The organism is Mesorhizobium sp. BHbdii (assembly GCF_053848045.1).
The window spans coordinates 538,236-558,584 of sequence record NZ_JBSPKX010000004.1 but is presented as its reverse complement, the minus strand read 5'-3'; the positions used below and the strand labels follow the sequence as shown (position 1 = coordinate 558,584).

Genomic DNA, 20,349 nt, shown 5'->3' with positions numbered 1-20,349 from the left:
CTGCGACCTTTCAGGCTTATTGTTCAGCCAGCAGCTTCTTGAACAGTTCCTCGTCGTAGGGCGAATAGATGTAGCCGTCGGCCGGAAAATCGGCCGCCCGGCCGAGGTACTGATCGATGTTGGAATTGTCGATCACCGGCAGCGGGATCTTGACGAAAGCCGGCACATCCTTGCCCTCCAGCGCCTGGACGGCGGTGTAGGCGGCGAAGGCGCCGAGCCAGTTCGGCTGCATAGTCGCCCAGCTCTTGAGGTCCTTTTCCTTCCAGAGTTCGAGGAACTGACGGGCATTCTCGCCGGTGATCGGCACCTGTTCGCGGCCCTGCTTGTCGAGGGCGAGTACCGCACCCGCCGACAAGGCGCCGCCGAGCGACAGAATTCCGTCGATCTCGGAATTGGCGAACAGCAGGCTGGTGACGGCTTCCTGTGCAGGCGCGACGTTGTAGGGCGTGTTGGTCTCGGCAAGGACCGTCACGTCAGGATGGGCCTTAAGCGCCGCGTCAGCGCCTTTGCGACGATCGTCGCTAACCGAAACGCCGGCCGGGCCGTTGAGGATCAGAATCTTGCCCTTGCCGCCGATCGCGTCGATCAGGAACTTGGCCGCCTGATCGCCCCACTGGGCGGAATCGGTGTTGACCTTGGCGGTCACCTGGTCGGTGTCGACGAGGCTATCGAAGTTGATGATGGCGATGCCCTTGGCGCAAGCGTCCGCCAGCACACGCGCCGGCGCGGTCGACGAGCCGGCAATCAGGATGATGGCGTCGACGTCGGAATCGATCATCGACTGGATCTGCTGGATCTGAACGTTGGCGTCGCCCTGGGCGTCGGTCACGACAAGCTTGTCGACCAGTCCTTGCTTCTTCAACGCCTCGACTTCGGCTTCGATAGTGCCCTGTGTCTGCTTCATCCAGGTCGGCACTGAATAAATATTGGCCCAGCCGATCGTGTACGGCGCCTTGCGGTCGCCCTTGATGCATTTGGCGGCCGCATTGGCCTGCGAGCCGGCGCCGAGGCTCAGGAGGAGACCGAAGCAAAGGGCGCTGGCGGATGCGAAAAACGATAATTTCGTCATGATTGTTCCCTTCTGAGGTTAGGCCTGGACGTGCGGGGTCCGGACGAAAAAGCTCGCCGGTTGCCGCATCCGGAAACCGCCTGTTTTTTTCGTCAGAATTTTCTGCGCCTGGCTCGTTATTGTCTGATATTTCAGACAGCATGTCTGTATATCGGACAAATCGGATGCTAGACTGAGCCTTGACATCTTTCAAGCGTCTTGAGACGAGGGCCGAATTGATTTTTACGCGGATGCGGCCGACATGAGCGATAGCGCCACTGGTCTGATCGAAACGGAAGCCGGCGCCGAGCCGCGTAATGGCGAACGGCGCCGCGGCATCGACCGCGTCATCATGCTGCTGGAAGCGCTTTTACGACACCGCGCGCCGATGCGCGTTGGCGACATCGCCAAGATGATCGGCGCACCGCGTTCGACCACCTACGAAATCGTCAACAGCCTGCTCGAAGCCGAAATGCTCGAAAATGTCGGGACGGAAGGCTGCGTCTATTTCGGGCGGGCTATGCATCTGTTCGGCTGGGCCTACTCGCATCACAACGCCCACTACCGGCGCATCATCGAGACGCTGGACAAGATGGCCGCTGAGACAGGCGAGACCGTGCAGCTGTGCGGCCTGCGCGGGAACAAATACATCGTTCTCGATTGTCGTGACTCTTCCGGCCCTTTCCGGATTTCAAGCGATGTCGGGGTCGAGGTGCCGATCCCGTGGACGGCATCCGGGCGGCTCTTGCTTGGCCATATGAGTGAGGAAGAGGTGAAGGACTTCATCCCGCCTGGCGACTACAAGCTGCCCGACGGCCGCGTCATTGCGCCAGCCGAATTCTTCAGCGATGTCGCCCTGGCCCGCCAGCAAGGTTTCAGCGAGACCGCTGCTCTGGCCGACCGCTTCACGTGGTGCATGGCCGCGCCTATCCGCGACGGCCACGGCGCCATCAACAAGACCCTTTGCTTCGTATTGCCGGTCGATACAGCGGAAACGCGGCGCAGCGAGTTGCTTGCCCTGCTGTGCGAACGCGCCCGTGGATTGTCGTTGGCGGGAAGCTAATTTTTGAAGAATCGGCCCTGACGCATTCGCCAAGAGAGCGCGGAAAAAAGGCCGGGCTCGAATCGGCCCGGCCAAAATGAAGGTTACAACCTTCAGAGGGGAACGCCGTTCAGCGGAATGGGAGGAAACCGTCGAACGGTCTTACCTGTTTGAGCTTGTTTGGGCGTGTTGGCGACGAACAAAATTCCAAAAGCCGGCGGGATGACGAAAATTCCTGTTCTATTTGCTCTGACGTTTTCAGACAGATGACGCCCTCGTCTCAAGGAGATCGGCATAATACCGGCGCGCCACGTCGGGGTGCGAGCGCAGGCGACTTTTCAGCACGTTGGTTCCGGCGTCGCGAAACAGCGGGTTGTCCGGATCGCTCGCCGGTCCGCGCGCCTCGGCAGCCAGTTCTTCAGGCAGTGTGAGCAGCGGGATCGTCGCATCGAGCCGGGCGCTGAAGAAGAAAGGAACGGATACTCGCTCGACACCGGCCGGCGGTGTGACGACACGATGGACGGTCGCCCTGAGATAACCGTTCGATGCCAGTTCGAGGAGCTCGCCGATGTTGACCACCAGCGTTCCGGGAATGGGATCCACATTCACCCAGCTTTCGTCATATTCGACCTGCAGCCCCCTGTTGTCGTCCTGGAGCAGGAGCGTCAGGAAGCCGCCGTCCTTGTGCGCGCCGACGCCCTGGTCACCACCGGTTGCGTCGCGTCCGGGATAGCGCACGATCTTCATGCGATGGTTGGGCTCACCGCAATAGATCGGATCGAAAGCGTCCTCGGCCTGGTTGAGCGACAGCGCGAAAGCCTTCAGCAGGCGGATCGCCACCGCCGTCGCCTTGGCCTGCCATGCCAGCAGCGCCGGCTCGAGTTCCGGCAGGGCCGAAGGCCATTGGTTCGGCCCTTGCAGCCGCGTCCAGGCAGGAATGCCCGGCCCCTGTGGTATGGGTCGACGCTCGACGCCGATGTCGAGTTGTTCGCGCCAATCGGCCTTGCCCTTGGTCAGTTCGCCACCGCTGCGCGTGTAGCCGCGGAATTGCGGGGATTTGACCATTTCGATGGCCAGCTTGTCGGCTTCCGGCAAGGCAAAGAACCGACGCGAGGCGTCGAGCACCTCGTCGATCTCAACAGCCGAAATTCCATGCCCGCTGAGATAGAAGAAGCCGACATCGCGGGCCGCCGTGCGCAGGTCGAACAGAAAGGTCCGACGCTCCAACGCGCCCTGTTCGAGACGGCTGAGATCGAGCACGGGTACAATCCTGGCCATGGTCAACCTCCTCCTGCCTCAAGGCTTGGATCAGGCCTTACGGTGACACGCAGGTCGTTGCGGTCAAAGCAATGGTCGATCCAATCTCGACGCCAATGGAAGAAAGTCAGCGCTGCGTTTGGCGGCCGGCAGGCAAATAACGTCCGAACGGGTATTCCATGGCACGAAGGCATCACGGCAACCATATACGCGAATTGCAGTGCGGCCGACGCTCAGAAATTCTCGAGCCATGGCCTGAGTTCGAGCTCCCAAGTCCAGGCGCTGCGATGCTGCCGGTGGGTTGCGAGATAGGTTTCGGCGATCGCGTCCGGAGATAGCCGGCGATCCTGCCGGTCGGGTTCGCTGGCCTGTCCGGGCCTATTCTGTCCGGGCTCGTTCGGCGCGATCACACCGTCGATGATGAAATGCGCGACATGGATGTTTTTCGGGGCAAGTTCGCGGGCCATGGATTGGGCCAGTCCGCGCAGGCCGAACTTTGGCATGGCAAAGCCGGCCGAACCCGGAAACCCCTTGACGCTGGCGGTGGCGCCGGTGAACAGGATCGAGCCGGAGCCACGGGAAAGCAACCGGCGCGCAGCCTGCTGGCCGACCAGGAACCCGCCATAGGCGCCGACCAGCAACGCCTGCCTAACCGATTCGGGATCGAGGTCGGCGATCGGTCCTCGGGCGCGGCCGCTGGCGTTGAAAACCACAAGCGACAGAGGACCGGCTTTGTCGGCGACGTCGAACAGGTTTTCGACTGACGCGACATCGGCAACGTCCGTTTCGACCGCCAGCGCGCCGGTCTCGTCGACCAGCGTGCTCAGCTTGCCGAGGTGGCGGGCAGCCAGGACCACGCGAAAGCCCTCCTTGGTGAGAAGACGTGCAAGCGAGGCGCTCAGCCCCAGCCCTGCTCCTGCGATAACTGCCACGTCTGATGTCATGGAGCTTCTCCCTTAGGATTCTGGTGTGGTACGGATTCTAGTGCGGCGGATTGGCGATTCAGGCCCTACCATTCGTGTTCTGAGGCAGACCGTCGGTCAGATCGTAAAAGTCCGATTGGCCCGCATGCCATGGGACGCATCAGTCATGGAGTTCCCTCGAGATCGCCGGGCCGACCGAAAAATCGCTGAATGTGACTTCGAAACCTTCACGTTGCGGCGAACAGCACATCATGCCGATATCGACTGTTTTCGAGGGCGGGAAATAGGCGAGCCGCACCGGCTTCCAGTGATGGTCGGAGGCATCAAGATACTGAACACGGATTGTCTCGGCATGGCGGGTCAGCCGGATCCTGACGCCGTCCGGACCAGCCGGGATGCTGACCAACGACCAGTCGGAAGCATCATTGGTGACGACGACAGAAAAATACGCCAGCCCGTCGGTGAACTCGATGCCGGCCTTGACCCAGTGCGTCTCGCTCAGCCGGACCATCAAACCGGCCTGATCATAGAGCACCTTGTAGTCCCCCTTGACGGTGACCTCGGCGCTGAAGTCGCCCTCGACCTGCTGGTACAGGAGGTGGCCATTGTCGCGCCAGAAGCCGTAGAACGTCTCACGCCAGAAATCGGTTTCCTTGCCGGTGCGCACATGCACGGTGCCGTCGGCAAAAGCATGATGCGGTGGCGGGTTGAGCCAGGTCAGTTCTGCATCCTGAGATGTCATCGTTGCTCGCCTCTCCGGTTCGTGTTGCGTTATCCGTCGAGGCGGCTACGCCCTCATCTGGACCATTGTACGCGGGTTCAACCGTTTCATTTCGGCATTTGGTAAAGCTCGGACGCGGCCTCTCTCAGCGCGCGCCGGCTCTCTGGCCTGAAATACATCATGTGGCCGCCTTCCAGCAGGTCAATGCGGATCGGCTTTGCGCCAGGAAGCGAAGGAATCTGGCCGACAAGGTAGCGGGATGCCAAATAGGGTGTCACCAGGTCGGTGTAGCCGTTAACGATCAAAACGCCGAGGCCGGGGTTCAGCGCTCGCGCCTGCTGAAGGTCATCCATCACGCCGACATAGCCCTGACGCGTCGGGCTCGTCCCGTAATCCCAATTGCCGCTGACTTCACGGTTGAGAAGCCGGTAGCTTATATCGGTGCGGAATTTCAATTCCTCACGCACATAGCTGACAAAGGCGGAAGTGAGCACCGGCACGCTTCGGTCGAGGACCGGATCAGGACCGCGAGGCCTTGGACTTTCCGGGGCGATGTCCGCCGTTTCGATCGTGCCGTCATAGGCGCTGAGAACATTGCCCCTTGCCCGCGCAAACTCCTTCGCGAAGAGTTCGGTGGGAATGCGTGCAAAGTTTCGTTTGACGAGTTCGAGCGGCAGGCCGGTGATTTCGGCCACGCGCGGGCTCGCCAGGCGCCCACCCTGTTCCAGCCCGCTGGCAAGCGCGACAAGATAGTCGCCGAGGGCATAGCGTTCGACATCGGCCAACCGCTCCTGCAGCTCGGAACCGGTGACGCCTTCGCTGCGCAGGCGCACCGCCGCCAACGACGGGAGCTCAAGCGCCCAGTGGAGCGGCTGGAACTCGTCTGGGCGCACGAGCGTGAATTCGAGCGCCGGCGAGATGAGCACGATGCCGCGAGGACTGACGCCGATATCATCCTGAAGCGTCTTGGCGAGCAGTGCAGCCCGAAACCCGCCATAGCTTTCGCCAGCAAGAAACACCGGTGACGCCATGCGGCCCGCCTGTGCCAGATAGAAGCGAATAAAGGCGCCCATCGAGGCGGCGTCCTGGTTGACGCCCCAGAAGCTGCGCGCCTCGGTCCCGGATGCTTCGCGGCTGTAACCCGTTCCGACGGGGTCGACAAAGACCAGGTCGGTCATGTCGAGCCATGTGTTCGGGTTGTCCAAAAGCCTCTGCGGCGATGGGAGAAAACTTCCATTATCCGCCGTCGCCATCACGCGGGGACCGAGCGCGCCGAGATGCAGATAGGCGGAAGCCGCTCCTGGACCGCCATTGAATACGAAGGTAACGGGACGCCGGGGGTCAGGTTCCCGGCTTGGCTCGGGACGTAGCGTGTAGGCGACATGAAAAATTTCCGCCGTGACGTCGCCCTTACCGGATAGCAACGAGAGAGTGCCGGCCTTTGCCTGATAGTTCAGCGTACGTCCCGCGATCACGATCGAATGATCAGAGATCTGGGGAGGCGGAAGCAGAGACAGAACTCCACCCGAAGGCGACGGCCGCCCGGCCACTTCCGCATGGCCGGCTGGAAGGCCGCCAGCCAGCAGCAACATAGCAAGGGTGATTTCTAGCAGCTTGGTACGCATGGCCACTCCGCAGCGGAAACAACTCGAAGCTATCACGCTGATGGCTCAGCCGAAATCACAGGATCGTGCAGCCCTTCGCTGCTGGAACGAGACCGATGGCTTTCAACGCACGATCTTCACACACATGGGCTTGCCGATATCGATGGATCGCCCGGTGTCGGCCAGCCGGCCCGTGGCGGCGTCGCGGGCAAAAATATTGATGCGATCGGCATTTTGGTTGGCGGAGAGAAGGTGGCGGCCCGAGGGCGTCAGCGCCAGATTGCGCGGCGTGGCACCCCCACAGGGCGTGTGATCGACTAGCGCAAGCGTGCCTGTTTCCTGGTCAACCGAAAACACCGCAACGCTGACATGGCCGCGGTTGAACCGTAGAGGAAGCGGCCGTCGGGCGAGATCTGGATGTCGGCGCAATGATTGCCGCGCGCGCCGCGGCCGGCACGGCCGGTTTCGCGTCGATGACCGAGAGCCTTTCCTGGCACATCGTCGAGCTCAAGCGACACCATCGTTGAATCCAGTTCGTTCATGACGAACACGAAGCGCCCGCCCGGATTCAGCGCCACATGGCGCGGGCCGGCGCCGGGCGCAAGCGCCTGCTCCGCCAGTCTGGTCAGACTGCCATCAGGCCCGATGCGGTACGAGACAAGCCGATCGATGCCGAGATCGGCGACGATCGCCACGCCACCGGCGATCGTCTCGGTGACGCTGTGAGCATGAGGGCGTTCTTGGCGGGCTGTGTCAGGCCCGTTTCCCTTGTGCGCGACGCTCGACAACGGCGCGGTCAGGCGGCCATCCTCGCGCAGCCCATAGACCACGACCGAGCGATCGGGACCGCCTTCGCCTATGCCGCAATTGGCGACCAGGAGCCTCGTCCCGTCGCGCGTGATCGGTGTTGTGCGCCGTGATGCTGCCGAGGGTCGGCTGCTTATTGATGTAGGAAAGCGCGGCGGTTTGCCTGTCGAAGCGGTAGGCCGAGACCACGCCCTCGCGCCAGGCGAACACTTCGGAGTTGGCATAGATATGGGAGCCTCCGGCGTTACCGACGGAAAGGTCGGATTGTCGACGTCCCCGTCTCGGCCAGTTCCTCGTCTCCAGCGTCTCCTCGTCGGAACTGTAGACACCAAGCCCGACGCCGCGCGCCTTGAAAATAAGGCACCTCGCGGTTGAGGCTGCCAACAAAAACCAGACAGGCATTCTGCGCCTGTTCACGCTTGCAACATAAGCCCATATGTGAAAATACTATTCACAAAAGAAGATTGACGGGAGGATTGCGAGCACCTGCAGACGGTGAAGTACAGCAATCCGGCCGATTTCGCCGGGAAGACGGAGAAATAGGCGATGGCCGCCACTGCCGAATTGCCGCTGACCGGGCTCGTCGTCGTCGACATGAGCCAGTTCCTGTCCGGACCCTACTGCTCGCTGCGGCTGCTCGACCTCGGCGCCCGCGTCATCAAGATCGAGCGGCCGGATGGCGGTGACCTGTCGCGCCGGCTTTATCTCAGCGACACCGAGATCGGCGGCGATTCCACCATCTTCCATGCGATCAACCGGGCCAAGGAAAGTCTTGCCATCGACCTCAAGGAGGCGGCCGACGTTGCGGCGCTGCGCGGCCTGCTGGCCAAGGCCGACGTACTGATCCAGAATTTTCGGCCCGGCGTCATCGAGCGCCTGGGTCTCGATTACGAGGCGGTGCGCAAGATCAATCCGCGCCTGGTCTACGCCTCGATCAGTGGCTATGGCGAGGAAGGCCCCTGGGTCAAGCGGCCCGGGCAGGATCTGCTGGCGCAAGCCCGTTCCGGCGTGATGTGGCTGAACGGCGACGAGGACCAGGGTCCGGTGCCCTTCGGCCTGGCGATCGCCGACATGCTGGCGGGCTCCGCCGCCGCGCAGGGGATTCTTGCCGCACTGGTGCGGCGCGGCGTGACCGGCACGGGCAGCCATGTCGAAACCAGCCTGCTGGAGGCGCTGGTCGATTTTCAGTTCGAGGTGCTGACCACGCATCTTAATGACGGGCGCCGCCTGCCGCGGCGATCAGCCTTCCGTAGCGCCCACGCCTATCTGTCGGCGCCCTACGGCGTCTATCCGGCGAAGGACGGCTATTTGGCGATGGCGATGACGCCGATCTCGAAGCTCGCCGATCTGCTGGGGCTCGAAGAACTTGCGCCGTATCGCGATCAGCCGTCGACCTGGTTCACGGCCCGCGACGAGATCAAGGCGATCATCGCGCAAAAAATCGCGACGAAGACGGTCGAGGAATGGCTTGCCATCCTCGAGCCTGCCGACATCTGGTGCGCCAAGGTGCTGGCCTGGCCGGAGATGATGGCCAGCGAGGGCTTCCAGGTTCTCGACATGCTGCAGACGGTGACTCGCGAGGATAACGTTTCAATCCTCACCACGCGCTCTCCGCTCAGGGTCGATGGCGTCCGCGCGAAAGTCGAACGGGCCGCGCCGCGCATCGGCGAGCACAGCGCAAAAATCCGCAAGGAATTCGGGCTGTGAGCGACGTGACGCTCAAAGGCATGACCTGGAGCCATCCGCGCGGCTACGACCCGATGGTTGCCTGTTCGGCGCTGTGGAAGCAGCGCACCGGCGTCGCAATAGAGTGGGACAAGCGCTCGCTGCAGGATTTCGAATCCTTTCCGGTCGAGGAACTGGCCCGTGCCTATGATCTGATCGTCATCGATCATCCGCATGTAGGCCAGATCACCGCCGAGAATTGTCTGGCGCCGCTCGACGTCGTGGGCCGGGAAGCGGAACGTGCGGCGCTGGCGGCGGGCAGCGTCGGCCGCTCCTATCCGAGTTACAACTGGCACGGCCGGCAGTGGGCGTTTCCGATCGACACGGCGAGCCAGGTGCAGGCGTGGCGGCCCGACATGCTTTCTGCCGCCCCGGCGAACTGGGCCGATATGCTCGAGTTGGCGCGACAAGGCCGTGTGCTGTTGCCGCTCAGGCCGCCGCATTCGCTGATGGTGTTCTACACGCTTGCCGGCAATCTCGGCCGGCCCGCCGCCGAGGAGCCTGGCGACCACGTAAACCCTGACATCGGCAGCCGCGTTTTCGAGATGATGCGCGAGATCGCGGCTTTCGTCGATCCGGCCTGCCTTGGTATGGACCCGATCGACGTCCTGGAGGAAATGGCCAGGCCCGGCTCGCGGATCGCCTGTGCGCCGCTGATCTATGGCTATGTCTCCTATGCCATTGCCGGATTCCGGACCAACCGCCTTGCCTTCGCGGACATTCCGGCTGCGGGCGATGCCGGTCCCGCCGGCTCGGCGCTCGGAGGAACCGGTATTGCCGTGTCGGCCTTTTCGAAGGCCAAGCAGGCGGCCACCGACTTTGCTTACTGGATCGCAAGCGGCGACGTGCAGCGCGGCCCCTATGCTGCGGCCGGCGGCCAGCCCGGCCATGCCGCAGCCTGGGACGATGCAGCCGTCAACTCAGCCGCCGGTAATTTCTACATGAACACCCGCGCCACCCTCGAAGGTTCCTGGGTCAGGCCACGGCACGACGGCTACATGGCCTTCCAGCAGGCCGCGTCCGATCGCATCAATCTCGGCCTGGCCGAAAAGCACCATGCCGGCCGTGTCGTCGCCGATCTCAATCGCCTGTTTCCGGAGAGTTTCCCGGCACCCGGCGCTGCCGGTTGAGGAGCCTGAAACAGCTTAAATGGAGGAGAACATGAACAGCCTGATCCGCGGCAACTCACGCTGCTGATCGGCCTCGGCTTCCGGCCCTCGACCGTGCAGACGGCACTTGGCCTGGTCATCGTGCTGCTGGTTCGCTCTACGGCCGCGAGCGGCACGAGTCGGCTACTATCTGAGGCGGCTTACAAACGCCAAAGCCGCTTCGCGTTGGCGGAAAGCAGCTTTTCCCGCTCGTCGACGCTGGCACCGGCAAGCAGCGTATGCGTTGCCGCCACCCAGGTCGCTAGTCCGCCGCCAAGCGTGCAGACCGGCCAGTCGCTGCCCCACACGACGCGATCCCAGCCGAAGCATTCGATGGTGTGCTCCACATAGGAACGCAGCGTTTCGACAGTCCACGATCCAGCCTCCGCATAGGCGACCACACCGGAAATTTTGCCGACGACATTCGGGCGCCGCGCAATCTCCGCCATATGCTCGCGCCAGGGATGCTCACTGCTGCCCTTGATGTCGGGCACGCCGCAATGGTCGAGCACGAACTGGACGCCAGGCGCGAGATCGGCGAGTGCGATCGCTTTAGGGATTTGATGCGGCAGGACAACGAGATCGAATGTCAGCCCGGTGCCAGCAAGCCGCTTGATGTTTTCGCGAAACAGCGCGCCTTCCGAAAGTTCGTCCGGCATGACGTGGAGTACGCGCCGAAAACCCTTGACGAAGGGATTGGCTTTCTGACGCTCGAGATAGGCGGCAAAGTCCGGCGCTTCCGGACGGCACGATGCGATCGCCCCTCTCAGCAAACTGTCCTTCTGTTGTGACAGCGCCTTCACATGGCTGGTCTCAGCCTCGATATCGGCCGGATCGACATCGACTTCCATATGCAATGCGCCCTCTATGCCGGCCCGGCGAGCTTGGACTGCATATTCGTCGTGGGAAAAATCGCGGTTTAGTGCCGGCACGCCGGAGAGCCAGGGATAGCGCAGCGCCGACTGGTCGATCAGGTGTAGATGGGTGTCGAAGATCATGACAAGGCTCTCCTCCTCCGGCGTTTTCGAATCATCTCACGGAGAAATTTTTCATTCAAATAAGAATTTACTTCGCCTGCTTGACCGTTGATCCCGCCAGTTGCGACAGCTTTTCGGTCGCCGCCAGCAACAGCTCTATCGTCCTGGTGATATCGGGCGCCTTGGGTGCGTTGACCAGGGTTATGTAGGGGATCGATAGTGCTGCGATTGCCTTGCCGTCGGATCCGAGAACGGGGGTCGACAGGTTGAATACGCCGGCGGTCTGCATTGACGCCATCATTTCGTAGCCGCGTTCACGTATCTGGTCGAGGCGGGCAAAGAATTCCGGCGATTGAGGTGGCTTGTCGGTGCTGCGCAGATGCTCGGAGATCATCATCTGCCGCTCTTCCGGCGAGCGGAACGCCAGCAGCACATGTCCGGATCCAGTGTCGAACAGGCTGATATGCGAGCCGACGCGTATCGAAATGCCCCAGTAGTCCGGCGCTTCCTGCTGTGCGATCACCACTGCGGAACCGCGGTCGAAGACGACAAGCTGGTTTGCCTGCTGCGAGGTTTCGGCAAGTTCACGCATCAGCGGCGTCGCATAGGAAACCAGCCGCCGCACCGGCGCGTGCAGCTGCGCTAGGCCAAACAGCTTGAGGGTCAGCGAATAACGGTCGCCGTCTGGCCGCGTGACGTAGCCGCGTCGCACCAGCCGGTCGAGCATGCGATAGAATTCGTTGGGGCTGCGATCGAGTTTCTTGGCGATTTCCGCCTGCGTCAGGCCGCCGTCGACGCCGGCCAGAAGCTCGAGGATGTCGAGCCCCTTGTCGAGCGCCGGGGCGCGATAACGGTCGTCGTCCTCGTCGCCTGCCATAGTCACTTCCCGGTGAATTTCGCCTTTCATATATGCACAATCACCTGCTTCCGGAAGAACTTTCAACTTGACGCCTCTATGAATACTTTGTTTATAAATGAATAACGCTGAACTGGATCGATACGAGTCCCGGACGCACCCTTGAGAGGAATCAAATGACAGGCTGTTACGGCTTATCAGCCGGCGTGGCGCTGCTTGCACTTGATGCAGGCGATTCTTCTGCTGCCGATCTGTCAAGCAAGTTCGATGACGTCATCAGCCGGAGTTGCCGATGATGGTCACCGAACCGCTCGGCAACGAGACGCTGGTGTTCGCCGAATTCAACGGCGGTGTCTGGGTATCGCGTATGGTCAATCCAAAACAGCTAAAGGCGGGCGACCGCGTGAAAATGAGCCTGGACCTGTCGCAGGCCCATCTGTTTTCTGCCGATACCGGCAGGACATTGCGAGGTTAACGTCATGGCAAAGATCGAAAAAGCCGAACTGGGGATGGTCGACCTGGTGCCGAAGGTCAAGCGCACTGATGCGATCCAGAGTTTTGTCAGCCAAGAAACGCCGATCGTTACCATCACCGACGCCGACGGCGCGGTCGGCACCGGCTACAGCTACACGATCGGACCGGCGGCTCCTCGGTGATGCGGCTCCTGGCCGATCACCTTGCGCCGCGGCTGATCGGCCGCGACGCCGACATGATCGAGGCGATCTGGCACGAGCTCGAATTCGCCACCCACGCGACGACGATCGGTGCCATCACGGCAATCGCGCTGGCGGCCATCGACACGGCGCTGTGGGATCTCAGGGCAAAGAAGCTCGGCCTGCCGCTGTGGAAGCTGGCCGGCGGCGCCAAGGACCGCTGCCCGCTCTACACCACAGAGGGCGGCTGGCTGCATATCGAGACCGAGGCGCTGGTCGAGGACGCGCTCGCCGCCAAGGCAAAGGGTTTTCGCGGTTCTAAGGTCAAGATCGGCAGGCCGCACGGCTCCGAGGATCTCGCCCGGCTGACCGCGGTGCGCCAAGCAGTCGGCTCATCCTACGAGATCATGACCGACTGCAACCAGGGCTTTTCTGTCGACGAGGCGATCCGCCGGGCTGAGCGGCTGCGCGATCTCGACCTCGCCTGGATCGAGGAGCCGCTGCCGGCCGACGACATCGATGGCCATGTGCGGCTGTCGAATGCGACGTCGACGCCGATCGCCATCGGCGAGTCGCTCTATTCGATCCGGCATTTCCGCGAATACATGCAAAAAGGCGGCTGCTCGATCGTGCAGGTCGATGTCGGCCGCATCGGCGGCATCACGCCGTGGCTCAAGGTCGCGCATGCGGCCGAGGCATTCGATATCCCGGTCTGCCCGCATTTCCTGATGGAACTGCATGTCAGCCTGACCTGCGCCATTCAGAACGGCCGATATGTCGAGTATATTCCCCAACTCGATGAACTAACTGGCAAGAAAATGCGCATCGAGGACGGCCAAGCACTGGCACCGGACGAGCCCGGCATCGGCATCGACTGGGATTGGAATGCCGTCAAGGCGAAGAGCATTGCGGAATTCACCACCGAAATAACAAAATAGGGAGCCGGACATGCAGCGGATGGGAATGGTGCTCGGCCTCAAGCCGGAAAAGGTCACCGAGTATGTGCGGCTTCACGCTGCCGTATGGCCTGACGTGCTTGCCATGATTTCCGCCTGCAACATCAGGAATTATTCGATCTATCTTAAGGAGCCGGAGCACCTTTTGTTCAGCACTTTCGAATACCACGGCACCGATTATGCCGCCGACATGGCGAAGATGGCCGCCGATCCCAAGACGCAGGAATGGTGGGCGCTGTGCATGCCTTGCCAGGAGCCGCTGCCGACCCGCAAGGAGGGCGAGTGGTGGGCATCGATGGACGAAGTCTTCCATCATGACTGACGGCGTTTTCGATCCTGACTCGCTCTCCCAGTCCTGGGCGAAGCCATCGAAGCCGAGGCCGATCGTGATTTTCGGCGCCGGCTCGATCGCCGGCGATGCGCATTTCCCGGCCTATGGAAAAGCCGGCTTTCCGGTCGCCGGGCTTTTCGATCCCGACCATACCAAGGCGGAAAGACTGGCGCAGAAATGGGGCGTCGCCACTTACCGGTCGGTCGGGGAAGCCGCAGCGATCAAGGACGCCGTCTTCGACCTGGCGACGCCGCCGGCTCATCATGCCGGCGTGCTCAGGGCGTTGCCAGATGGTGCAGTGGCGCTGATCCAGAAGCCGATGGGCAGCGATCTCAGCGAGGCGACCGAAATCCTCGAAATCTGCCGCTCCAAAAAACTGAAGGCGGCGGTGAACTTCCAGCTCCGCTTCGCGCCGATGATGCTGGCGCTGAAGGATGCGATCGCCAAGGGTTGGCTGGGCGACGTGGTCGATTTCGATGCATGGCTGGCATTGGCGACGCCGTGGCAACTCTGGGAGTTTCTGGTGAAGGCGCCGCGCGTCGAGATCGCCATGCATTCGATCCATTATCTCGACCTGATCCGGCAATTGCTCGGCGATCCCCGGGGCGTTCACGCCAAGACGCTCGGCCATCCCGGCCACAAGGTCGCGCAGACGCGCACCAGCGCGATCCTCGACTATGGCGACACTGTGCGATGCGCACTGTCGATCAACCACGATCACAAATTCGGCCGAAAACATCAGGCCTGCGAATTCCGCATCTGCGGCACCGAGGGCGCCGCCTATCTCAAACTCGGGCTCAATCTCGACTATCCGCGCGGCGAGCCTGACATCCTTGAAATCTATCCGAAGGGCGGCTCCGACTGGGTTGCTGTGCCACTCATCGGCGAATGGTTTCCCGACGCCTTCGTCGGCCGCATGGCCAATGTGCAGCGCTATGCATCAGGCGAGGACACCGAGCTCGTCAGTTCCGTCGAAGACGGCTGGAACACGATGGCGCTGGTCGAGGCCGCCTACCAATCGAGCGCGGCGCCGGCAACACCAATCGCGGCGAGGCCCTGACATGGAGCAGACTGTCTATTTCGAAGACTATCAGATCGGTTCGTCGCGCATGACCAGCGGGCGCACCATCACCGAGACCGACTTCGTCGTTCATGCCGGCCATACCGGCGATTTTTTTCCCCATCACATGGACGCCGAGTTCATGAAGACGACGCCGTTCGGTCAGCGCATCGCCCACGGCACGCTGGTCTTCTCGGTCGGCGTAGGGCTGACGGCAAGCGTCATCAACCCGGTCGCCTTCTCCTATGGCTACGACAGGTTGCGCTTCATCAAGCCGGTGTTCATTGGCGACACGATCAAGACCCGCACCACCATTTCGGCCAAGGAGGACGACCCGAAGCGGCCAGATTCGGGCCGGGTCATCGAGCGCTGCGAGGTGATCAACCAGCATGGCGATGTGGTTCTGGCGGCCGACCACATCTACATCGTAGAGCGCCGCGACAAGCCGAAGCCGGGCTGAGCTATTTGCAGAGCAGTCATATCCGGTTGACTGGATATAGCGGCTTCCCGCCGCGCAGGACGGATGCGACATCGGCAAACACCTTGTTGCGAACCTCGGCGTAAGACTGGGTCGAGTAGTGCGCCGCGTGTGGACTGACCAGGACGGCCGTCGCCGTGATGCCGCAAAAGCCCATCTCGTCATGCTCCGACGCGAGGATGGCGACCGAGCCCGCCACCGCCCGCATAGCCTGCTTGAAGGCGCGCGGATTTATGGCGTGGTGCCCATGCAGCCCATGTCGTCGGAATGGCGGCCGCCGGCGTCAATTTACGCGAAGCCCGGCCTGGCGCATCAGCGGCAGCACGCGGTCACAGAAGAAGGGCAATTCGTAGGTGTAGTTGACGGAGGATGGCGACCGAGCCCGCCACCGCCCGCATAGCCTGCTTGAAGGCGCGCGGATTTATGGCGTGGTGCCCATGCACCCATGTCGTCGGAATGGCGGCCGCCGGCGTCAATTTACGCGAAGCCCGGCCTGGCGCATCAGCGGCAGCACGCGGTCACAGAAGAAGGGCAATTCGTAGGTGTAGTTGACGAATGTGAGGGCGGCGCCGGAATAACCCTGGTCCATGATTTCAGTGAGATCGTCGACGATTTTTTCCGGTGTGCCGATGAGCGGGAACGTTCCAGCACCACCGGCGAACCTTTGCCGATATTCGGTGAAGGCTTTTGCGTCATGCGAGTTGGCGAATTCCTTCTTCTTGCGCATATGCTCGTCGACCGCGCCTTCGTCCGCGCATTCCAGCGCGTAGTGCCGGTAATAATCCTCGGCTTCTTGCTGGGTCTCGCGGCAGACGACGTGGCAGACCGTATAGACGCCGACTTCGCGTCCAACTTCAGCCGCTCGGTTCGTGATGTCGACCACATGCGCGCGGCCATCGGCGATTTCGGAAAAAGTCGAAAACAAATAGTCGCAGTGGCGCGCCGCATAGTTGCGCCCCGGTGCGCCGAAGGCGGCGTTCATGGTCACCGGGCGCGGCGCCTGCAGGCTTGGCGGGCGGCTGACAACCCCCTTCAGATCATAGAACTCGCCGCCGAAGTCGAACGGCTCCCTGGATTGGTAGGCACGCTCGATGATGTTGATCCATTCTTCGGCCTGATGGTAGGTCCGGTCGCCGACCGTCTGCCCGAACATGGCGAACTCGTCCGGGTTCCAGCCGCAGACAATGTTCAAGCCGGCACGCCCGTTGGAGATGTGGTCGACGGTCGCCAGCGCCTTTGCAGCCTGCAGCGGATGAACCAGCGGCACATGCACCGTCATGAACAGACCGATGTTCTCCGTCGCGACGGCGAGACCCGCCGCCCAGGTGAAAGTCTCAAACGACCATTCCCGCACATGCGTCAAACCGCCGAAGCCGCGCCAGCGCGCGATCGGCAGCAGAAACTCCAGGCCGGCGCGATCGGCGATGCAGGCAGCATTGAGGTTGTCTTCCCAGCGGGCGCGCCAGCGCTCGGGAACGGTGGTCATTGCCAGGCCGCCATCGGCGTTCATCGAGAAGACGCCGAGCTTGAACCTGTTCGGTCCTTTCAGCGGATGCTTTCTGATCATGATTTTCCCTGCCGCGGGACGCTCTCAGCTTCATCGTCGAACTGTTGCAACGGTGGGCTCAGCTTCATGAACGCTCCTCGGAGCCTCGCCTTGGCCGGCGGATGGCTCTCACCTTGCCGCTGTTTCCGCCGCCGCAGAAGAACTGATCGCCACCATCGGACTCGAGCCCCGACACGCCTGTTCCAGGGGGCATATCAAGCTTCTCCAGGACCTTTCCGGTTTCAGGATCTATCCGCCTGACGTCGCTCTCGTCACCTTCCCAGGTGCCGTGCCAGAGTTCGCCGTCGATCCAGGTGACCCCTGTGACGATCCGGTTGGAATCGATTGTGCGAAGAACTGCCCCTGTCTGCGGGTCGATCTGATGGATTTTGCGACCGCGATTCTGCCCCACCCAAAGTGAGCCTTCGGCCCAGGCGAGCCCGGAGTCGCCGCCGCCACCTGGCGCCGGAATCGTGGCGAGCACGCGGCCTGTGTTGGGATCGATCTTCTGGATGCGATCTTCGGCGATCTGGAACAGGTGCTGACCGTCGAAGGCCGTTCCTGCGTGCGAGGCGACCTCAATCGCGCGAACCACTTTCCCGCTCGCAGGATCCAAGGCGTTCAGCCTGTCTCCGGACGCAAACCAGACATGCTGACCGTCGAACGTAACCCCAGCCACCTGGTCGACACCCGGAAAGGGTCCATATTCGCGGAGGACTTCGGCTGCAGATCGTTTCATGCTTTTCCTCCAGGCTCAGATCTGTTGAATTATCCCGACACTAGTAGCCAGATAGTGAGCCGGGGAGTAACAAGATTGTCGGGAATCCCGGCACGGGCGGGGTCATCCAACGGCGCGCTCGCCCGCGACCGAACGATTGCACCTTGCCTGCTGCCGCAAGCTGCTCGAGCGATCGCTGCACGGTGCGCGAGCTGGCTCCGAGCGCAATTGCGAGCGCCGAGCTCGACCACGACTCGCCATCAGCGAGGAAGGCGAGCACCGCTGCATGCTGCTCGTCGACGGGCGGTGCCAGAACCACCACATCGCGTGGGCGGCGCGGCTTAAGCGCAAAGCCTCGCTTGGTCGCGCTCACATCCGCCAGTGACCGCAGCTCCACGCGAAGCCGACCGACTTCGACCCGCAACCGGGCGCGATGCGATTCATCGGCGTGCTTGCCGCCGAACGCGCGGGCGACGAGCGTGCTCCGCGGCACGTCCGCGGGCCAGGCTTCGCCCAGCGTGCGGGCAAGCGCGAACAAGACCGGGCGCGTCGCGAGCGGGACGATCATGCCGGCGGCCCGCACGACATTGCGGCAGGCGTCGACGACGAGCGCTCCCGACGCCAGCAGCGCTTCGACCTCCTCAAGCAGGAGCGGGTGCTCCTCACCACGCGCGATCAGGCGCGCCGCGGGCGTGTTCATCACGAGGGATGCGCTTTCGACCTCTGCCGTCAGCGCCGGGATGTCCGCCTCGCGGGCGGCATGCTCGGCCCGAGCGAGCGCAGCGCGCGCCGCCTTGGTCCGGAGGCGTCGAATCGCGATCCCCGCAATCACCAGCTCGTGGGCGGCCCTCGACGCGGGTGGGAGCGGTGTGGGATCGAACCCGGCCAGCCTGCGCTCGGCCTCGTCGAGGCGTCCGATCAGGAGCAGGCGCCGGACTTCGAGATTGCGCGCATGCGCGGCATTAAAGCGGTCGCCGTGGTTTTCAAGCGTCGACCGCGCGGCGTCGAGTGCCTTCGCCGGCCAGCCCAGGTCGCGCGAGACGAGTGCGATCTCGGCTTCGGCGACGACGCACCTAGCGCGGGCCACGGCCTCTTTCGGACCGAAGGCGCGCGCAGCACTTTTGAGGAGAGCCTTTGCTCGAACGAGATCGCCGAGCTGCGCCATGGCGATGCCGCGCAGCGCAAGCGCAGGCGCATCGTCACGCAGGGCGACCCGCTTCAAAGCGCCGAGGGGATCACCCGTTGCGAGGGCGCGCGCCGCAGCGGTGATCAGCGAGTCCATCGGAATCCCGTCACGTTTGTAACTCTCACCATTCGATGTCCGGTCCTAATCTATCTCAGGACCAACAGCCAGCGCGCTGTATCGAAACGCGCCGTATCGAAAACGGTGCGAACATCGAGGAAGGAGACGAACGATGCCGACACACAGAACCGGAAGACGTGAGGAGTGGCTGGCGGCGCGACGTGATCTGCTCAAGGCGGAGAAGGAGCTCACGCGCCAAAGCGATGAGGTGGCGCGGCGGCGGCAGGCATTGCCTTGGGTTCGGATCGACAAGGATTACCGATTCGAGACCGATGAAGGCAGCGCCTCACTGGCAGACCTTTTCAGGGGACGCTCGCAGCTCCTCGTCTACCACTTCATGTTCGGGCCCGATTACACGGCGGGCTGTCCGGCCTGCTCAGCGATCGCGGATGGATTCGACGGCTTCGTCCTCCACCTGGCCAACCACGACGTCACGCTTTCGGCGGTATCGCGGGCACCGCTCGCGAAGCTGCAGGCGTACAAGCGGCGAATGGGATGGACGTTCCCGTGGGCGTCCTCACACGGCAGCGACTTCAATTTCGACTTCGACGTTTCGTTCACCGAAGAGCAGCAGCGCGAGGAAGGCATCGAATACAACTATGTCCGCGAGGCACCTCTCGCCGAGATACCCTCGCGTACGACTGCCGACGGCTCCGAGACGTTCGCTGCAATGAGCGGAACAGACATTGCCACGTACACGCGCGAGAGGCCAGGCATGAGCGCGTTCGTGATCGAGGACGGCGTCGTCTATCACGCTTATTCCACCTATGCGCGCGGATTGGACGGCCTCTGGGGCATGTATCAGTGGCTCGACCGCGCGCCCCGAGGGCGTAACGAAACGGGCGTGTGGTGGCGCCGCCACGACGAGTACGGCCAGGGCTGACGTCCGATGACACTGCACTCCAACCACACGCAGAAGATGCCGCCCGCAGGCAGCGGATCTGCCGATTTCCCAAGCGACAATGTCGCCGCCCGCGGCGCGGCCGACTGGCTATCCCTGGCAGCCGCGCCAACCTTCGCAATGATGGCGCTGCTGACGGCCGTCACCGGTGATGCGGACATGATCTGCTCGGCGGCGCAAGATGCGTCGCCGCTGAGCGGAATGGTCATGATGTACTTGCTGATGAGCGCCTTCCATTTGGCGCCTTGGCTGAAGCTGGTCGCCAGCCGACGAAGCGCTGTCCGCCGGTCGTGAT

General features: G+C 62.6%; 19 protein-coding genes and 3 pseudogenes. 10 read left to right on the top strand and 12 right to left on the bottom strand.

The window, feature by feature from the left end; translation table 11 throughout:
• Window positions 1-16 precede the first annotated feature (16 nt).
• Window positions 17-1,069, bottom strand: a complete 1,053-nt coding sequence (locus ACWTU8_RS23300; RefSeq protein WP_455838941.1) for a substrate-binding domain-containing protein — start codon at window positions 1,067-1,069, stop codon at window positions 17-19.
• A 241-nt stretch (window positions 1,070-1,310) separates the two neighbouring features.
• On the opposite strand from ACWTU8_RS23300, the gene ACWTU8_RS23295 reads away from it, so the two are divergent.
• The gene (locus ACWTU8_RS23295; protein WP_455849995.1) at window positions 1,311-2,111 is read left to right on the top strand and encodes an IclR family transcriptional regulator; all 801 of its coding nucleotides are present in this window, start codon (window positions 1,311-1,313) and stop codon (window positions 2,109-2,111) included.
• Between the two features lie 237 nt (window positions 2,112-2,348).
• Here the strand turns inward: ACWTU8_RS23295 and ACWTU8_RS23290 are convergent, their stop codons facing one another.
• The 5 genes and pseudogenes from ACWTU8_RS23290 to ACWTU8_RS23270 form a co-directional block, all read right to left on the bottom strand.
• Window positions 2,349-3,368: an isopenicillin N synthase family dioxygenase gene (locus ACWTU8_RS23290; RefSeq protein ID WP_455849994.1), complete on the bottom strand. Its 1,020-nt coding sequence runs from the start codon at window positions 3,366-3,368 to the stop codon at window positions 2,349-2,351.
• Between the two features lie 212 nt (window positions 3,369-3,580).
• Window positions 3,581-4,291 carry an SDR family NAD(P)-dependent oxidoreductase gene (locus ACWTU8_RS23285; protein WP_455849993.1) on the bottom strand — a complete coding sequence of 237 codons (711 nt, stop codon included), beginning with the start codon at window positions 4,289-4,291 and terminating at the stop codon, window positions 3,581-3,583.
• Window positions 4,292-4,430: 139 nt separating this feature from the next.
• Complete coding sequence (locus ACWTU8_RS23280) at window positions 4,431-5,012, bottom strand: DUF1349 domain-containing protein (RefSeq protein ID WP_455849992.1); 582 nt, start codon at window positions 5,010-5,012, stop codon at window positions 4,431-4,433.
• An 86-nt stretch (window positions 5,013-5,098) separates the two neighbouring features.
• Window positions 5,099-6,616, bottom strand: a complete 1,518-nt coding sequence (locus ACWTU8_RS23275; protein WP_455849991.1) for a S10 family peptidase — start codon at window positions 6,614-6,616, stop codon at window positions 5,099-5,101.
• A gap of 102 nt (window positions 6,617-6,718) precedes the next feature.
• A pseudogene (locus ACWTU8_RS23270) lies at window positions 6,719-7,626 on the bottom strand (lactonase family protein).
• 322 nt (window positions 7,627-7,948) lie between these two features.
• On the opposite strand from ACWTU8_RS23270, the gene ACWTU8_RS23265 reads away from it, so the two are divergent.
• Together ACWTU8_RS23265 and ACWTU8_RS23260 are read left to right on the top strand one after the other, a co-directional pair.
• Entirely contained in the window at window positions 7,949-9,109 is a 1,161-nt protein-coding gene (locus tag ACWTU8_RS23265; RefSeq protein ID WP_455849990.1) for a CaiB/BaiF CoA transferase family protein, read from the top strand.
• Between the two features lie 20 nt (window positions 9,110-9,129).
• Window positions 9,130-10,257, top strand: a complete 1,128-nt coding sequence (locus tag ACWTU8_RS23260) for an extracellular solute-binding protein (protein WP_455850036.1) — start codon at window positions 9,130-9,132, stop codon at window positions 10,255-10,257.
• Between the two features lie 179 nt (window positions 10,258-10,436).
• On the opposite strand, the gene ACWTU8_RS23255 is transcribed toward ACWTU8_RS23260, so the two are convergent.
• Both ACWTU8_RS23255 and ACWTU8_RS23250 read right to left on the bottom strand, forming a co-directional pair.
• Complete coding sequence (locus ACWTU8_RS23255) at window positions 10,437-11,273, bottom strand: amidohydrolase family protein (RefSeq protein WP_455849989.1); 837 nt, start codon at window positions 11,271-11,273, stop codon at window positions 10,437-10,439.
• Between the two features lie 67 nt (window positions 11,274-11,340).
• Complete coding sequence (locus ACWTU8_RS23250; RefSeq protein WP_455838933.1) at window positions 11,341-12,129, bottom strand: IclR family transcriptional regulator; 789 nt, start codon at window positions 12,127-12,129, stop codon at window positions 11,341-11,343.
• A gap of 253 nt (window positions 12,130-12,382) precedes the next feature.
• On the opposite strand from ACWTU8_RS23250, the pseudogene ACWTU8_RS23245 reads away from it, so the two are divergent.
• From ACWTU8_RS23245 to ACWTU8_RS23225, 5 genes and pseudogenes are all read left to right on the top strand, one after another.
• Window positions 12,383-12,583 (top strand): annotated as a pseudogene (locus ACWTU8_RS23245) (sugar ABC transporter ATP-binding protein); the annotation flags it as partial.
• A gap of 4 nt (window positions 12,584-12,587) precedes the next feature.
• A pseudogene (locus ACWTU8_RS23240) lies at window positions 12,588-13,699 on the top strand (mandelate racemase/muconate lactonizing enzyme family protein).
• 10 nt (window positions 13,700-13,709) lie between these two features.
• The gene (locus tag ACWTU8_RS23235; RefSeq protein ID WP_455849988.1) at window positions 13,710-14,039 is read left to right on the top strand and encodes an L-rhamnose mutarotase; all 330 of its coding nucleotides are present in this window, start codon (window positions 13,710-13,712) and stop codon (window positions 14,037-14,039) included.
• On the top strand, window positions 14,032-15,108 hold the full coding sequence (locus ACWTU8_RS23230; RefSeq protein ID WP_455849987.1) for a Gfo/Idh/MocA family protein: 1,077 nt from the start codon (window positions 14,032-14,034) through the stop codon (window positions 15,106-15,108). Before ACWTU8_RS23235 ends, ACWTU8_RS23230 begins: the two co-directional genes overlap by 8 nt.
• A gap of 1 nt (window position 15,109) precedes the next feature.
• Window positions 15,110-15,568, top strand: coding sequence for a MaoC/PaaZ C-terminal domain-containing protein (locus ACWTU8_RS23225; protein WP_287336619.1), 459 nt, complete (start codon window positions 15,110-15,112; stop codon window positions 15,566-15,568).
• A 16-nt stretch (window positions 15,569-15,584) separates the two neighbouring features.
• Here ACWTU8_RS23225 and ACWTU8_RS23220 read toward each other — a convergent pair whose 3' ends face one another.
• The 4 genes from ACWTU8_RS23220 to ACWTU8_RS23205 all read right to left on the bottom strand — a co-directional run bounded on the left by ACWTU8_RS23220 (window position 15,585) and on the right by ACWTU8_RS23205 (window position 19,132).
• On the bottom strand, window positions 15,585-15,785 hold the full coding sequence (locus tag ACWTU8_RS23220) for a hypothetical protein (protein ID WP_455849986.1): 201 nt from the start codon (window positions 15,783-15,785) through the stop codon (window positions 15,585-15,587).
• 273 nt (window positions 15,786-16,058) lie between these two features.
• On the bottom strand, window positions 16,059-17,153 hold the full coding sequence (locus ACWTU8_RS23215) for an LLM class flavin-dependent oxidoreductase (protein WP_455849985.1): 1,095 nt from the start codon (window positions 17,151-17,153) through the stop codon (window positions 16,059-16,061).
• Between the two features lie 64 nt (window positions 17,154-17,217).
• Window positions 17,218-17,871, bottom strand: a complete 654-nt coding sequence (locus ACWTU8_RS23210; RefSeq protein ID WP_455849984.1) for a Vgb family protein — start codon at window positions 17,869-17,871, stop codon at window positions 17,218-17,220.
• 40 nt (window positions 17,872-17,911) lie between these two features.
• Window positions 17,912-19,132, bottom strand: a complete 1,221-nt coding sequence (locus ACWTU8_RS23205) for a helix-turn-helix domain-containing protein (protein ID WP_455849983.1) — start codon at window positions 19,130-19,132, stop codon at window positions 17,912-17,914.
• A gap of 133 nt (window positions 19,133-19,265) precedes the next feature.
• On the opposite strand from ACWTU8_RS23205, the gene ACWTU8_RS23200 reads away from it, so the two are divergent.
• Window positions 19,266-20,036, top strand: a complete 771-nt coding sequence (locus tag ACWTU8_RS23200; protein ID WP_455849982.1) for a DUF899 domain-containing protein — start codon at window positions 19,266-19,268, stop codon at window positions 20,034-20,036.
• A gap of 6 nt (window positions 20,037-20,042) precedes the next feature.
• Window positions 20,043-20,348, top strand: coding sequence for a hypothetical protein (locus ACWTU8_RS23195; protein ID WP_455838919.1), 306 nt, complete (start codon window positions 20,043-20,045; stop codon window positions 20,346-20,348).
• Window position 20,349 lies beyond the last annotated feature (1 nt).